The sequence below is a fragment of the Bacteroidales bacterium genome, assembly GCA_031275285.1.
In the GTDB taxonomy this organism is placed as follows: Bacteria; Bacteroidota; Bacteroidia; order Bacteroidales; family UBA4181; genus JAIRLS01.
Map to the genome: position 1 here is coordinate 1 of JAISOY010000086.1, position 15999 is coordinate 15999.

At 41.5% G+C, this 15999-nt stretch carries 12 protein-coding genes; 3 read left to right on the forward strand and 9 right to left on the reverse strand.

The window, feature by feature from the left end; translation table 11 throughout:
* From LBQ60_09270 to LBQ60_09290, 5 genes are all read right to left on the reverse strand, one after another.
* A partial coding sequence (locus LBQ60_09270) for an IPT/TIG domain-containing protein (protein ID MDR2038100.1) occupies positions 1 to 594 on the reverse strand: 594 nt, incomplete at its 3' end.
* A gap of 260 nt (positions 595 to 854) precedes the next feature.
* A complete protein-coding gene (locus tag LBQ60_09275; GenBank protein MDR2038101.1) occupies positions 855 to 1103 on the reverse strand; it encodes a hypothetical protein in 249 nt (82 codons plus the stop codon).
* A 739-nt stretch (positions 1104 to 1842) separates the two neighbouring features.
* Positions 1843 to 3051, reverse strand: coding sequence for a DUF4959 domain-containing protein (locus LBQ60_09280; protein MDR2038102.1), 1209 nt, complete (start codon positions 3049 to 3051; stop codon positions 1843 to 1845).
* A 21-nt stretch (positions 3052 to 3072) separates the two neighbouring features.
* The gene (locus LBQ60_09285) at positions 3073 to 5040 is read right to left on the reverse strand and encodes a RagB/SusD family nutrient uptake outer membrane protein (protein MDR2038103.1); all 1968 of its coding nucleotides are present in this window, start codon (positions 5038 to 5040) and stop codon (positions 3073 to 3075) included.
* 22 nt (positions 5041 to 5062) lie between these two features.
* Positions 5063 to 8188, reverse strand: a complete 3126-nt coding sequence (locus LBQ60_09290) for a TonB-dependent receptor (protein MDR2038104.1) — start codon at positions 8186 to 8188, stop codon at positions 5063 to 5065.
* Positions 8189 to 9091: 903 nt separating this feature from the next.
* Here LBQ60_09290 and LBQ60_09295 point away from each other — a divergent pair.
* Positions 9092 to 10399: an AMP-binding protein gene (locus tag LBQ60_09295; GenBank protein MDR2038105.1), complete on the forward strand. Its 1308-nt coding sequence runs from the start codon at positions 9092 to 9094 to the stop codon at positions 10397 to 10399.
* Positions 10400 to 10426: 27 nt separating this feature from the next.
* Positions 10427 to 11869: an ATP-binding cassette domain-containing protein gene (locus LBQ60_09300; protein MDR2038106.1), complete on the forward strand. Its 1443-nt coding sequence runs from the start codon at positions 10427 to 10429 to the stop codon at positions 11867 to 11869.
* Here LBQ60_09300 and LBQ60_09305 read toward each other — a convergent pair.
* From LBQ60_09305 to LBQ60_09320, 4 genes are read right to left on the reverse strand one after another with little or no spacing between them, the layout of a single operon-like run.
* A complete protein-coding gene (locus LBQ60_09305) occupies positions 11866 to 12735 on the reverse strand; it encodes a pyridoxamine kinase (protein MDR2038107.1) in 870 nt (289 codons plus the stop codon). The genes LBQ60_09300 and LBQ60_09305 overlap by 4 nt on opposite strands.
* A 15-nt stretch (positions 12736 to 12750) precedes the next feature.
* The gene (locus LBQ60_09310; protein ID MDR2038108.1) at positions 12751 to 13233 is read right to left on the reverse strand and encodes a hypothetical protein; all 483 of its coding nucleotides are present in this window, start codon (positions 13231 to 13233) and stop codon (positions 12751 to 12753) included.
* Between the two features lie 19 nt (positions 13234 to 13252).
* Positions 13253 to 13714: a hypothetical protein gene (locus tag LBQ60_09315; protein ID MDR2038109.1), complete on the reverse strand. Its 462-nt coding sequence runs from the start codon at positions 13712 to 13714 to the stop codon at positions 13253 to 13255.
* A gap of 7 nt (positions 13715 to 13721) precedes the next feature.
* Positions 13722 to 14285: an RNA polymerase sigma factor gene (locus tag LBQ60_09320; protein MDR2038110.1), complete on the reverse strand. Its 564-nt coding sequence runs from the start codon at positions 14283 to 14285 to the stop codon at positions 13722 to 13724.
* A 359-nt stretch (positions 14286 to 14644) separates the two neighbouring features.
* Here LBQ60_09320 and LBQ60_09325 point away from each other — a divergent pair, with 359 nt between their 5' ends.
* On the forward strand, positions 14645 to 15997 hold the full coding sequence (locus LBQ60_09325; protein MDR2038111.1) for an alpha-L-fucosidase: 1353 nt from the start codon (positions 14645 to 14647) through the stop codon (positions 15995 to 15997).
* The last annotated feature ends 2 nt before the right edge of the window (positions 15998 to 15999 follow it).

A 15999-nucleotide genomic window follows, 5' to 3' on the forward strand; every position in this document is an offset into this window, starting at 1 on the left:
CCTAAGGCTCTCAGATCCCATCTGGAGCACGTTGGTGACAGGATTCGCATAGGGTGTACAACGATGGGTATAACCCTGGTCACTGGTGGCCACTACGGAAATCGAATTTTCCGCTTCATTGATACGCACCAGGTTATTATTGCTGATTGACACGAAAATATTGAAATCCTGGTCGATCCCGATGTAAACCGGAGTAAAAGTCGCCTTATCCAGCACACCATCTCCTAAAGAGAAATCACCTGTACCATTTCCTGCAAGAGTAGTAACGGACGCAGCGATCAGATAACGGAAAAAGTTATCCCCAAAGGTTGCCTCCTTATTACCGATCTGCACTTTTATTTCACAGGTATCGCCCGGCAAACGGGGAACAAGCGCCATCATACGTTTTCCCGTCGAACCAATGACGCGTGCTTCTTTGGCATTAAAAAACATCTTGATCAGGGAAGGATCACTACCAAAATTATCTCCGTCGAATATGATCATTTCGGATAACCGTCCCGAATCAGGAAAAAACGATGTGAGTGTGATTGGTTTATCCGGGTCATGAACCTCCTTTGCATTATCGTCGTCATTACACGAAATAGCAAATACCATACACACACATGTGAACAAACATAAAAATGTGTTTCGATTGATTGTTTTTAATTTATAATTACTCATAATTGCTATAATTGTTATTATTCTAATTATTTCTTCGCATAGCAAACAAGGAATTACATTTGATTGATGTCACCCTTGCCTCAATATCATTTACCTTCTTATAAGAATCCATTTAGGTATAGTAGATTCTCATTTTCTTTAAAACTTTTTTGTTTTTTTTCATTTTTAAAAAAACTGTAATACAGCGAGTAATGTTACATAGGCATTTCGTTTAATGGTTTTGATTTTGGGGAATTAACAAAAAAAGCCGTAGTGTTGGAGTAAATTCCAACACTACGGCTTATGAAATATATTTTTAGTAAATTTCGCGCGAGCGAAATAATATTTTCTATCCTACTCTCTCTCTCTCTCTCTCTCTCTCTCTCTCTCTCTCTCTCTGCAAAGAGCATACCAAACAACGAGTTACAGTTGTTTACGCGGATATTTTCAGTACACTTTTCCATGATTGTCTTTTCCTGACACAAGAGATACATAATAGTGATATATAAAAGTTGATGTTTTTATATGCTGACAAAACTATAGCATTATTTTTTAAAATTTTATGATTTTTTATGATTTTGCGGCTTTTATTTTTCAATATTTTTACAGTAAACTGTTTTTTGTAAATTTTTATTTCTATTCCTGATGGAAAATTACTCATTTTTAAGCAATTTGTAATTCCGTCAACATCTATATAAATAAAAATTTAATTGAAATACAAAACTATTTTTCCCTTATAATTAAGATTCAACAATAATATGTATATTATAAATCATATATTTTTCGGGAATGGAGGAAGGAGATATCAAAGTGGTCATATCTTTTCAAAAATAAGGACTTCCGGAAATTAAAATATCTGCAGCAAAAGTCAGGGTTCCGTGAGTTTTGTTCCGGAATCAGAGCAATGATGCCTTAAGAGCAAAATTTTAGGTAATTATAGTACAACCGCCCTTTATAAAAGTAGTCTTTGTAGTTGAATAATAATTATTTATACAAATAATAGGTTCTTTTACTTTTCCGGAACATTAGGAGAGCCTGGAAAAAACCATTATGGCTTTTGCAAAAAAAATATCACCACCTGCCTACCGGCAGATGATGATATAATAAATGACCCATACTGTTTGATTTGCTTGGCAAGCACATGAATACATTCTAACACAGATACACACAGCAAAACACTCTGTGTCAAAACATTAATTACCCTTAATCACTTTCACGTTGTCCCCAGACCGCAAACTTTGCGAACATGGCGTAGTTTTGTGTCCCCTTATGGGTGATGTCAAAATACATTTTTACATAACGTGCGGTAGGTGAAGTAAGCACCTTGATCTTTTGGGCATCATTAATAGTGGGATCAAATTCAAATTCCCCCTGATCTTCCCATGGGTAACCGTTATCCGGATCATTTTGGTCAACAGTTACATCTTTACAGGTATATAACCTGAATCCTTTAGCGGTTCCTCCATTACCCTGACGGCGTTGGAGTTCGACCTCACGTATCAGCACGCTCTGATGCATATCTATGATGAACCAGTGTGGATAATCAGTATTGGGACTCGACCATGAGGCATGCCAGAAAGTGTTGGCATCATCGTCAATCATGGCAACAACATGACCATTTGTGGGATAAGTATCGTTTGCTTCATTGGTAGCCTGCGAACTATATCCGATAGTCTCATACCTGCTGTTTGCATCATAACCGGGGAACTCCCAGTTGTCGCGCGGTATATCCATATACTCATATACCGGGACATTAAAAGTTTTTTTAGGAGTCACATTTCCTTTGGCATCATATACCACCACAGTAAAGGTTTTATTGTCATCGGGAATAGCCAGATCGGTCTTTACCTCATTATCCTTATTGTCTACCACAGAGGCATCGGGAGAAAAAGTCCGGGTCAATAACCCTTCCGTATCGCCGACATATGAAACTTCCACATCGACCTTTTTGCCTGATTCGTTTTTCCAGCTTACCAATACTCCTCCGTAATCGTTGGAAACAATATCAATAGTCTGGGCAACCATCAGGTGAGGTGGTTCTAAGGGGCTTGCCGAATAGGATTCTCCAGCCGAGCGGTTTCCGCTTTCATCTACCGCATAAAAGATAAATTCATAGGTAGAGGCAGAGGGGAATCCGTCAATAGTGGTAGAATCATTGTGGAACGATACTTTTTTACTATATTCTTTATTGTCCACTTTATAAGTGATGTCAGTATAGAAATAATCCGCATCCGTAGGAGCCGACCAGTAAAAAGTCAATAATCCGTGGTCTGCTTCGTGGCGGATACCCGATATTTTTCCGGGTGCACTATTATCACTGCTATCACCGCTTGAAACGCCAATGGGATCATCGGCACATGAGGCGAACAATACAGTCAGCACACTCAAAATTATATAATATATCCTTTTCATATTTTACAGGTTTTAAGTAAATTAATATCTGGGATTTTGGGTCAGAAGTCTGTTTTTATCAATCTCGCTTTGCGGGATAGGTTGCCAGTACATCTTATCATCCCAGTAACGTTTTTCGAATTCTACGGGTGTATAAAAATCGGGATAGTTCTTTTCCACATCGAAGCCATATACCGGAAGGCCTTCGCGTTCGGCATCGAGCCAACGGCGATTGTCGAAATAACGATGTCCTTCGTGGAAAAGTTCAATACGGCGTTCGCGGCGTATCAGTTCGCGAAGCTTATCGTTGGTCAGTTCTATGGAGGTGGCGTAGGTATTCGTATACCACTGGCCGTAGGAGGCGCGGACACCCGGTAAGCCTGCACGATCGCGTAAAGCGTCCCAGTATTCGAAAATTTCTGGATGATCGACGGCTCTTTGTCCGATGGCATCGTAATATTCAATAGCTGCTTCCGTATAATTAAGGTATAATTCGCTGAAACGAAAATGCGGAGTGGCGAAATCGGAACTCGAACTCTGAGTGGTAGTGGTAGGTGCAACCCATTTGGCGCTCAGGAATCCGGTATTACAATAGTCCCGTCCGGACTTGCTGTTAAACCCGTCCTTTCCATTGGCGTATATCTGGAAATGGTTGGCTCCGGATGTTCCTGTACTGACCGCATTCCACTGGGCATCCGTACGGATGGTGATGGATGACGGGTCGGCATTGGTTCCTCCGCTACGTACTGAATACAGGTAACGTTCAGGATATACGATATTAGCATAGAAACGGGGTTCACGCCGTTGGAACCGTTGACTGATCGGAATCCCATCGCCCGGATTGGATAAGGTTTCATAACCCGGTGCCAATGCCTGATAATCGGGATCATCTTCGGGCATCAGGCCGTTGGCCATAAAATATTCTTCCACATGGCCGATAGTAGGACAAATGCCGCTGTAACCCGAACATGAAAGCGATAAAGCATGTTTTAGCCCATAATTCCATGATCCCAGGTTTTGCTTGTAATATACCATTTCACAGCTTGGCTCTCCACCGCGAGCATAGGTGAAGATCCATTTGTAATTGCTGTAACCCGAAGGCTCCTGTGCGGTTCCCCCCGTCCCATAAGTTGTCTCACGTTTTAGCAACCGGTAATTTCCGCGTTCGGCAACCTTTATTGCCTGCAGGGAAATATCCATGGCTTCTTTCCACCGGTCTGCGTCAAAAGAGGTATTTAGCAACTTATTATTATCGTCATCGGTAGGTACGATAAAGCTATAGTCTTTACCATTATTGGTTTTTGACGACTGTCCGTTATAGAGTGGACTAGCCATGTAAAGCGCCAAGCGGGAACGTAAAAACCATGCTGCTGCCACATTGGCGCGTCCTGCACGTTCAGGCAGGGCATAAAGCGTATCGAGTCTTGAAGCAGCACTGATACATTTACTGTGGATATGCTCGGCAATGCTGTCAGCGTGCGCACGGGAAATACCGGAAGCTATCATACCGTCCAACTCGCTGCCTTCATATACTTTTTTCAGCAAGGGTACCGGTCCCCATTGTTGCATTAGGAGGAAATAGTAATAACCTTCGAGGAATTCGGCTTCGCCTCTCCACCATTCACGTTCCTGTTCCGTCAGTTTTTCATCCTGGCATTCATCCAGACGTGCCTGAAATGTTATCGATGCACGAACAGCCTGGTAAAAGCGTGCCCATCGGTTCCACTGAACGGAGGATGGACCAAATTGTCCCATTTCCCAGTAATAGGGAGAATAATTATTCCAGTTAAAATCAATATCGTCACCTTCATTTCCCGGATACACGGTAAAATCCAAATGATTGTCCCAGTAGGAATATGCCTGGGTCAATCCTTTTATCACATCGTCTTTCGATTGATATAACGATTCGTTTGACAATTGTTCGTCGGGAACCTGGTCGAGGAAATCAGAACAGGACTGTATTCCCATTGCAACTATCAAAAGACCGGTGAATAATAATATATTTTTCATTGTCTACGTTTTAAAGTTCAGATTAAAAGTTAATTTCCAAACCGAAATTGAATACCCTTTGGATAGGATAATAGAATCCTGAGGAACTTTTCGACTCGGCATCCCAAAGGTCGAAGGGTGAAATGGTAAATAAATTCAACCCATTGGTATATATTCTCACATGTTTCAGATGTATGGCATCCGTCCATGCTTTAGGAAATGTAAAACCCAGCTCTACCTGTTTTAAACGGAGATAACGCCCGTTTACCTGCCACCATGTGGAGTTAACATAGTTCTTATTTTGTGTTCCCATCTGCGGGCGAGGTATTTTGGCGTTGGGATCCTGGTTGTCTTCCGTCCAGCGGTTATCACGAATATACGTATAGATATTCTCACGGTTTACATCACCAAATGCCTTGGGTTTAGCAAAAAATGATACATTCGCCGAACCCTGGAAAAGGAATGAAAAGTCGAAATTCTTGTACTGTATTCCTGCACCGAGCCCGTAAGAGATTTCGGGAACACTCGGATAACCTGTAAATTCACGGTCATAATCATCGATGACACCATCGTTGTTTATATCTTTGTATTTGATATCTCCGGGTAATGAGGTTCCGCCAAGAAATGACTGGTCAGGGTTGGCAGCGATATCAGCCTCATCAATAAACAATCTTTCGGCAACATAAGCCAGGGTCATGTTATGCTTCCGTCCTACCTTGTCCTGATAATCCCACATAGGAGTAGCTTCTGAGTTTTTCAGCACTTTGTTGCGGGAATAGGAATAGGTCCCTTTAAACGTGATGCTGAGATCATTGCTGATCTTTCCGTTATATTCCAGAAATCCGTCAATACCTTTGTTTTCCATTTCCCCGACATTGCCTCCGATAGCCGGCACACCATCGCCATCCTGTATAACGCCGTAAATATCAGGTATATTATACAAAGGAACCCATATGTCGGTGCGTTTTTCGTGGAAGAAATCTGCCTGCAGGCGGAAGTTTTTCAGGAAACGGAATTCGAAACCGAGATCGGCTTTAGTTGCTGTTTCCCAGGTTGCATCGGGGTTACCATAATAAGTGATCGCTACACCTGCTCCGTAACCATATCCATAACCATTATTGGTACCGTACCCCACATTGGAAGAGGTAGTTTGTACACGGGTAAGGTACGCAAAACGATCGACCCCGGCGACAGCGCCTATATTGTCATTACCTACCTGTCCGTATGAAAACCGTATTTTCATGTATTCCAGGTATTTTTTTACGCCTTTCATGAATGATTCTTCGGTAGGCACCCAACCTATAGCTGCAGCCGGGAAGAATCCGTAACGTTTTCCTTTGGCAAAGTTTTCCGAACCATTATAAGCAAAATTGAATTCGAAATAGTACCGGTTATCATAGGCATAGGTGGCGCGTCCGGTAAGCCCCTGATAACGTTTGGGCACTGCATTGTAGATATCTTCGTTACTCGCCTGCAAAAAATCATTCTGATTGTAGAGCAACATACCTCCAACATTATGTACACCGAAATTACGGTTATAATTCAATTGGGCCTCCAGGTAAACGGTCCGTTCAATAGCAGGACGATCCGATGTTCTTTTCAGATAAGAGTAATAATCGGTGGAACCGGGCTCCTGATCGACATAATTATACTCGCCATCCTGGGTGAGTATGGGTTCCCCTGTCAACGAATCATACCCCCATGGCGTTATCAGGTATGCACGAGGCCGCAAAGTCCGCTGTACCCTTCCATAGCTGTATGCATCAAAAGAGAACATTAACTTGGCACTCAACCCTTCGGTAATAAATTTGAGATCTTGTTTCAGATCAATGTTCGACTGTATGGTTGTACGGAATTCATCGGTATATCCCGAACTGGCCAGCATTTGATACGGGTTGCGGCTTTGGCCGTAAGGTTCTCCCGGTATCTTGGTTTTGTCGGGATAATTCAACGGGTACATAATAGGCGGCTGGTTACGCATCCATGAAAAAATATCCGAAGTGCTTTCGCCGGGATAGCGCCGGTCTTCCAGGATAGCGGCAATAGTCAATCCCACAACAGTGGTATTGGTTACATCGATATCCACATTCGAACGGAAATTATACCGCTTCACATTGATATTGTTGTTATACGAATAAAGTTTGAAATCCTTGAACATCCCCGCCTGGTTAAGGAAACCTGCATTGACAAAATAACGCACCTTTTCTCCGCCGCCCGAAATATTTACAGACACTTTTTGTGAAGGGGAGTTGTTACGTATTAGCTCCTTTGTCCAGTCTACATCGGGATAATAATAAGGATCAACCTTATTGGCCGTATTCGCTATCCTCTGATCTGTATAAAAAATACCTTGTCCGCTGTTGAGACGTGCTTCGTTGATCAATTGCATATATTCCACGGCTCCCACAAATTCAGGCAAATCTACCGGCGAACTGAAGGCCTGCTCGGCGCGGAGGCTGATTTTAGGTTTACCTGCCATCCCACGTTTCGTGGTGATCAACACTACACCATTTGCACCCCGTACGCCGTAAAGGGCGGTGGCCGTAGCATCCTTTAAAATGGCAAAATCGGCGATCTCTTCCGGATCGATGTTATCCATTGACCGTTCAATGCCATCAACCATTACCAGTGGGGTTGACGAGCCTGCAAAGGTATTGACACCCCGGATCCAGAATGTCGCTCCGTCATAACCCGGTTCACCCGACGATTGTACGGCGACTACACCGGCTAGCCGACCGGCCAGTGAGGTCGAAATAGTACGGGTGGGTAATTTCAGTTGATCGGGTTGAATAACGTCCATGGAACTGATAACGTTACCTTTCCGCTGGGTGCCGTAACCTACTATAACAACATCTTCCAGTGTTTGTGCTGCATCTATTAATACGACATCTATTACCCGACGCCCTTCGATAGGTATCGACTGTGTTTCCATACCCACGAATGAAAACCGGAGTACAGCTGTAGGGGATACGTTAATTTCATATTTCCCGTTTTCATCGCTGATTGCGCCTTTTGTAGTTCCTTCGATCACAACGGATGCCCCGGGAAGAGGTTCTCCGCCTTCACTTATAGTGATCGTACCCGTAACTGTAATAGTTTCCTGGGCCGACAATTCCGACCAACAAACTATTGATAATAACGGGATAAGATAAAAGAGAATATGTTTCATATTTTTGATCTGTTCAGTTTATAATTAATATATTGAGTTGCTGCTTTTTCATCATTTTCTTTATACAAAAACATAAAATCAAGTTTCGATTGATATGTTTGATTTGAAATTACCCGTATTGGTCATAATTGTTGAATATTATGCCATACTTACTTTTCACATGGTTAACAGGGTAAGCATTATTAACTGCTCAACCCGGTTCCAAGGCAGTTCTTCACATTAGAGGACTTACTTGTATGAACCTCTTTTAAAGCCTTTTTTCGCTTTTTTAAATGACTCGTAGATTAATAATTTGGATTTTACATAGGCATATTTTTTAGGTTAATAGTTTCTTTGATTTTATCCAACGCAAAAAGCCATGATACTGGACTAACCCAATATCATGGCTTTTAAAATTTTTTCCCTGTATATTTCGCGCGTACGCGAAAGAATGGTGTGATTTATTTAGAGGCTCTCTCTCTCTCTCTCTCTCTCTCTCTCTCTCTCTCTCTCTCTCTCTCTCTCTGAAAAGAGAAAACCAAACAACGAGTTACAGTTGTTTACCCGGATATTTTCAGTACACTTTTCCATGATTGTCTTTTCCTGACACAAGAGATACATAATAGTGATATATAAAAGTTGATGTTTTTATATGTTGGCAAAACTATAGCATTATTTTTTAAATTTTCATGATTTTTTATGGCTTTGTGGCTTTTATTTTTTGAAACACTTTACATTAAACTATTTTTTGTAAATATTTGTTTCTATTGTTGATTTATTTTGACTCATTATTAGTCGTTTTGCAATTTTATCTACAGCCGTATAAATGAAAATTTAGATGAATTTAAAATCCAATTGGATCAATTTGTTCTTTTGAAATAAATTCAATAAAAAGTATCTTTGCCGGTCATTATTACAAAGCCAATGAACATTCCAGAAATAGAAACACAACCCATTGAGGTAATCAAACGCTTCCAGGAACAAAAATTAACTGACCAGTTACATTATTTACAACAAAAGTCGAAATTTTATCAACGCTTGTTCAGGGAACAACATATCGATATTTCAAAAATAAAAACCTTAGAAGATCTACAATATATACCCGTTACTACGAAAAGCGACCTCCAGCTGTATAATCATGATTTTCTTTGTGTAGAGCCACATCAGATCACAGATTATATCACCACTTCAGGTACACTGGGGGAACCGGTCACTTTTGCCGCTACTGAAAATGACCTGGAGCGATTGGCCTACAATGAAGCCATCTCTTTCCTAGGTGCAGGCTGTACATCCAAGGATGTTTTCCAGTTGATGACCACCATCGACCGGCGATTTATGGCCGGATTGGCATATTTCCTGGGTATCCGTAAAATGGGAGCATCTGTGGTACGGGTCGGAAACGGTATCCCTGAATTACAGGTAGACAGCATCCGGCGTTTCTCTTCTACAGTATGCATTGTAGTACCCTCTTTCCTGTTGAAAATCATAGAATATGCAGAATCACAGGGTTTCGACCTGAACAAGAGCACGCTCCGCAAAGCCATCTGTATAGGAGAACCACTCAGGAATACGGATTATTCGCTCAATACATTGGGACAGCGTATCACGGAAAAATGGAATACGCTATCTCTACACTCCACTTATGCATCCACCGAAATGGGTACCTCTTTCACCGAATGTAAGTTTGGTTGCGGAGGACACCATCATCCGGAACTGATCATTGTTGAATTACTGGACGACCATGGCCGTGTGGTAGCAGAAGGAGAACCCGGGGAAGTAACCGTTACGACATTAGGCGTGGAAGGGATGCCTCTGTTGCGTTTCCGGACAGGCGATATCTGTACATACGATACCAGCCCGTGTGCATGCGGATTGACCACTATGAGACTGGGAATGGTGATCGGACGGAAACAACAAATGATCAAATATAAGGGTACCACCCTTTATCCACCCGCATTATATGACATTCTGGACAATGTTGAAGGGATCAGCAATTACCTGGTAGAAGTATACACCAATGAGATCGGCACCGATGAGATACTGATCCGCATAGGATCTGTCCGGAAAGATGAATTCTTTGAAAAATCGATCAAGGACCGTTTCAGGGCAAAATTAAGGGTTGCCCCTGAGATCAGCTTTGAACCTCCCGAATATATCCATCACATTCAAAACCCGCAAATAAGCAGGAAACCTATTAAATTTTTCGACAGAAGAGGGAAGAATCTTTCCTGATTTTTCTTTATTACATAAATGTATTATATGCCTGTCCCGTTTATCACATTTGACCATGTAAGTTTCAGGAAATTCGGTTATTCTGTATTTCCGGACACCAATTGGAAATTATGTCCCGGTGAGAACTGGGCCGTTATCGGTCCCAATGGATCCGGAAAAACCACCTTCCTGGAGGCGCTGGAAGGATGTTTATTGAAAGTACACGGACAGATCGACTATCATATAACGGATGCGAATGGCCATCTGATCGCAGACCCACACAAATCCATAGCATCTGTTTATTTCAATGACCGGACGGTCAATTATGGTGATTTCTATTACCAGCAGCGTTATCATGCCACCGAAACCGATGGAATTGTTAAAGTACGGGATTTCCTGCATCTATCTTCCGGTGAACATATTCCCGAACTGGAGAATCTGGATATGACCCGTTTACTGGATATGGAGATCATCAAATTATCCAATGGCCAGTTCAAAAAAATGCTGATCATAAAGGCACTTTTAAAAAGGCCGAAATTATTGTTGCTCGATAATCTATATACCGGACTGGATGTACAAGCCAGAGCATATGTCTCCGGGATGCTGAAACAGATCACGGATATGGGCACGCAAATTATCATGGTTACCGATAGTGATCATATCCCCGGCATCATTACCCATGTAATGAAAATTGAACAATTTTCCATTACCGGTACTTTTCCCATTAAAAAATTCATCGCTGAAAAAACATCTGCCCCAAACATTCTTTTACCTACTTTTCCGCCACTACCGGAAACAAATTTTAAAACTGCCGTCCAATTTGATGAAGTAACGATAAAATATAATGACCGGACCATCATTGATCATGTCAACTGGAAAATAACACAAGGAGAAAAATGGGCGTTGATGGGGCCGAACGGAGCGGGAAAATCCATGCTTCTCAGCCTTATTTTTGCAGATAATCCCCAGGCTTATGCCAATAAGATCACATTATTTGACAGGAAACGCGGAACAGGTGAAAGTATCTGGGATATTAAAGAAAAAATCGGGTTCGTATCTCCCGAAATGCATGTTTACTTCCGTCAGCAAAAGACCTGCAGGGAAATATCTTTAAGCGGATTGACAGAAAATCCATACGGGAACCGGAAAATTCCAGAAAGTAGTGTTCGTTTCTCCGAAGAACTGTTCTCATTTTTCTCCATTCGTCACATTGAAAACGAATATTTCCAAAGAATTTCTACCGGACAACAAAATATGGTATTACTGATACGTGCATTGGTGAAAAACCCTCCGATGCTGATCCTGGACGAACCATTCCAAGGGGTGGATATGGAAAAAGTGAGGTTGTCGAATTTATTGCTGAATAGTTATTCCCGGCAACGGACAATGATATTCGTATCACACAATCCATCCGAATTACCATCCTGTATAGATCATTGTTTATATATAGAGAACGGAAAGGCTTTTGAAAAACCTGGTTTTCCTTGTTAAAGCAGCTCGTAACTGCTGATCTGTACCGGCGCCTGCAAAGTTGGCAATACCCTTTCAAGAAGTATCCCTTCCCGGTTATCATATTCATACCCAAAAGTAGCGCGTATCCCTATCAGGATAAACTGAACGGCACGGTCGAGGGCTATGGGCAGGCTATCCCCCTGCATCAGCGATCCGGTGATCACACTGGTAAAGGTATCACCCGTACCGGGATAATGTGCAGGAAAATAAGGACATGAAACTTTCCAGAAACGATGACTCGTTTTATTATAAGCGATTACGGAAGTGGTCTTTGCAGAGTCACTCTCCGGAACACTGGTAACAATCACAATCTCCGGCCCCATTGCCGATAAATGAACCAGATACTCTTTCATTTTTTCCAGGGGTACCGTTTCTTTATAGGACTTGTCCAACAATAAAAATAATTCTGTAATATTAGGTGTGATCACCACGGCCTTTCTGATCAATTTACGCATCTCGGTGACCATGTCTTTGTCAAGTGTAGCATAAAGCTGCCCATTGTCGCCAAGCACTGGGTCCACGACCACCAACTGCCCGTCTTTTGCAAAATCATCGATCAATCCTGCTACAATTTCCGATTGTCTGGGTGAACCGAGGTAACCGCTGTAAATTGCATCAAACTCCACTTTCAGTTCTTTCCAGTGGTCAATAAAACGAGTCATTTCATCGGTAAGATCCAGAAATGAAAATCCCGGATATTGTGTATGTGAAGATAATACTGCCGTGGGCAGGGGACATACCTGAATACCCATTGCCGATAAGATAGGAATAGCCACTGCCAATGAAACCCTTCCAAAACCGGAAAGATCATGTACGGCAGCTACTCTTTTTACCTGATGACTCATTGTCAAATTCAATATCTATTCATGTTTTTCTTCGGCTTTCCGATTGTTCCTCATTTTTTGCAAAAGATAATTACGAAACTGCATTTCAGCTACATATAGCTTCATTACTTTCTGTTCGGAGAGTATCTTACGGAATTTAGCATCATATTCGACAGGGATTTTGGATTCCTGCTCCTGAATGACGACCAAACGATCAAGTAGTTTTTTTACTTCTTTCTCAGGAAGCTGATCCTGTTCGTGCATGAATTTACGCATGATAGATGCCCTTTCCTCAAACAATTTTGACTTTTTCTCGTCCATTTCATTGTATATCGGCCAGAACGACTGCGCCTCTTCAGTGGTCAATCCCATTTTTTCCGTAAAGTAAGCGATACGTTCTACTTTGAACTGTTCACCCCGGTCATCATTTTTAGGGCCTCTCCTGGATGGATCCGGACCTTGTGCGTAAACCTGTGCATAAACACAAAAACAAAATAAGACACTGATCATTCTAAACATAGCATCAGGTATTAAATATTTAATAAAGATAATCATTATTTATTGAATGAACAATTGCAGCAACGGAAATATTATCCCGTTCCAGAAAATCGATGATTTCCTCTTCTTGTTCATCCGTACAACAAACAGCAGTTGACAATAGATTCTCCGGAGCTTCAATTCCCAACGCTTCGATCATTAAAGCCGTCCTATCCAATACATACACCCACTGATAGGTGTTTTCTTCATCAATAGCGGCATAATCGACTATCAATGACTGCCCTGATGGTCGTAGATATAGAATAGTTCCGGCAATAAAAACAAATAAAATACAAGCCGCTGCCGCAATCAATCTCCCATATGTATTCCATTGAAAAACAGAAATTTTCTTCTCCGGCTTTTCTTCTTCCCTGATACGGGACATTATATGATCCTGAAAATTTTCAAAATACCCATCTGGTACTGAAAATGGATTTTTGTTACTGAATTGATTACCTTCCATCCGGATATTAATTAACGTTTACAATTATTTCTTCAAAATATAATTTAATCTTTTTAATGGCATGATGGTATGATGCCTTAAGCGCTCCCACTGATGTTCCGAGTATTTCCGATATCTCATCATACTGCATCTCATCAAAATATTTCATATTGAATACGATCCGTTGTTTTTCCGGAAGGGTTAAAATCGCTTTTTGCAATTGCAGCTGCAATTCATCCCCCGAAAAATAATAACCGTTATCCAACGATTGTGAAAGCACGGATCCTGCCTCCTCCAGTGACAGCATGCTCCTATTGCGTTTTTGTTTCAGGAAACTGATGGATTCATTGGTCGCTATGCGGTACAACCATGTATACAACTGCGCCTCCTGACGGAAATCAACTAATCCTCTCCATGCTTTCACAAACGTGTTTTGCAAAACATCATCCGTATCTTCATGTGTGATCAGGATTTTACGGATGTGCCAATAGAGACGAACTTTATATCGCTTTACTATTTCATTGAAAACCGTATATCTGCGGTCTTCATCCTGAAATATTTCTAACAATTGCCCGTCACTATACTCCTTCATTCTTTCGTTACAAAAGAAACCTTTTATTGTTTTGACTGTATGAAATCCGAAAAGTTTAACGCCGTATACGCTTTTCTCAAAAAGCAGACCATAACCTTTTTACAAAGATAAAAAACAATCAGCCTGTTGATCCTATTCCATGACTTTTTATGATAGTTTGATATATTTTTCACATATTTGTAGAATAGTAGGATGCGCCTTGGACAAAATATCAAGCAAACTTGATTTTGCCTCTCGGCTTTCACTATATTTACAGAATATAGGATGCGGTTCGGTAATTTTAGAAAGCAAGCTTTCTAAAATTACCCTTACCTTTCACTATATTTGTACGATCCTGTTAATCTGACCATCCAATGAATATGAAAAAAATTATTATTGCCTTAGGCTTGTTCCTCACGGGTATCATTGCTTTTGCCCAACCCAAAAACGATTTATCTCTCGACCCGCAGAAAGCAGAGTGGTTCAAAGAAGCTAAATTTGGAATGTTTGTCCACTGGGGACTTTATTCGATTCTGGAAGGAAGCTATAACGGGCATACACTCCCCGATCCGTCCCTGAAGCAGGGAAAAAGCTGGTATGCCGAATGGATCCAGATGCGATTGGAAGTTCCTGATAATGAATATCAATCCCTGGTGAAAGACTTTAATCCCGTTAATTTTGATGCCAATCAATGGATCTCCGAAGCAAAAAATGCAGGAGTACGTTATTTTGTGATCACTGCAAAACATCACGATGGGTTTGCTTTATGGAAATCTAATGTATCGGATTTTAATATTACCCGTACACCATACAAAAAGGACATCATTGCCGAACTTGTAAAAGCCTGCAAAAAGCACGGCATAAAATATGGCTTTTACTACTCGCACTGGCAGGATTGGGAGTATCCCGGCGGCGCTCTGCCCTCCTGGAAAACAAAACGTACCGATGAAGAATTTGAAAATTACTGGCAGAACAAATGCCTTCCCCAGGTAAAAGAACTGTTGGTAAAATTTGATCCGGATCTGCTTTGGTTCGACACATGGAACGAAGAAAACCATATCACTTCCCAGCGCCGGGATGAATTGATCGCCCTGGTACGAAAAAACAGTACAAAATGTCTGATCAATGGAAGAATATCTTTCCTGGATCCGGGGGATCATATCGATTTTTTGGAAATGCATGATAACAGTTATCCCGATAAGATACTGGAAAAACCCTGGCAGACACCGGCTACCATGGTCAATTCATGGGGATGGCATGCCAAAGACTACAACTGGAAATCATCTTCTGAAATGCTGGGGTACTTATCCAATAACGCTTCAAAAGGTGGTAACTATCTCCTGAATATTGGCCCTAAACCGGATGGGACATTCCCTCTCCCTGCAATACGCCGCTTACAGGAAATTGGGGCATGGATACTGGTGAACGGAGAAGCCATCTACGATACCAGGCCGGTAAAAAAGGAAGTGGAAAAAGGAATATACCTGACCCAGAAAAAATCCGAAGGAAAGGATAACTTATATGTGTTACTATCCAGGTCTATGGAAAATGTTGATCTCCTGATCGATGTGTCGATGATACATGAATGCCGGGTACTTGAATCGGGAATGCCTGTAGAGTTCTCCGGATCAGAAGGAAAAACGAGGATCAGTATTCCCCAAAAGCTATTTCGCGACTGTTCCGTGCAAGTGATCAAAATAACGTCGAAAACAGCACTGGATCAAGGATGGTGATA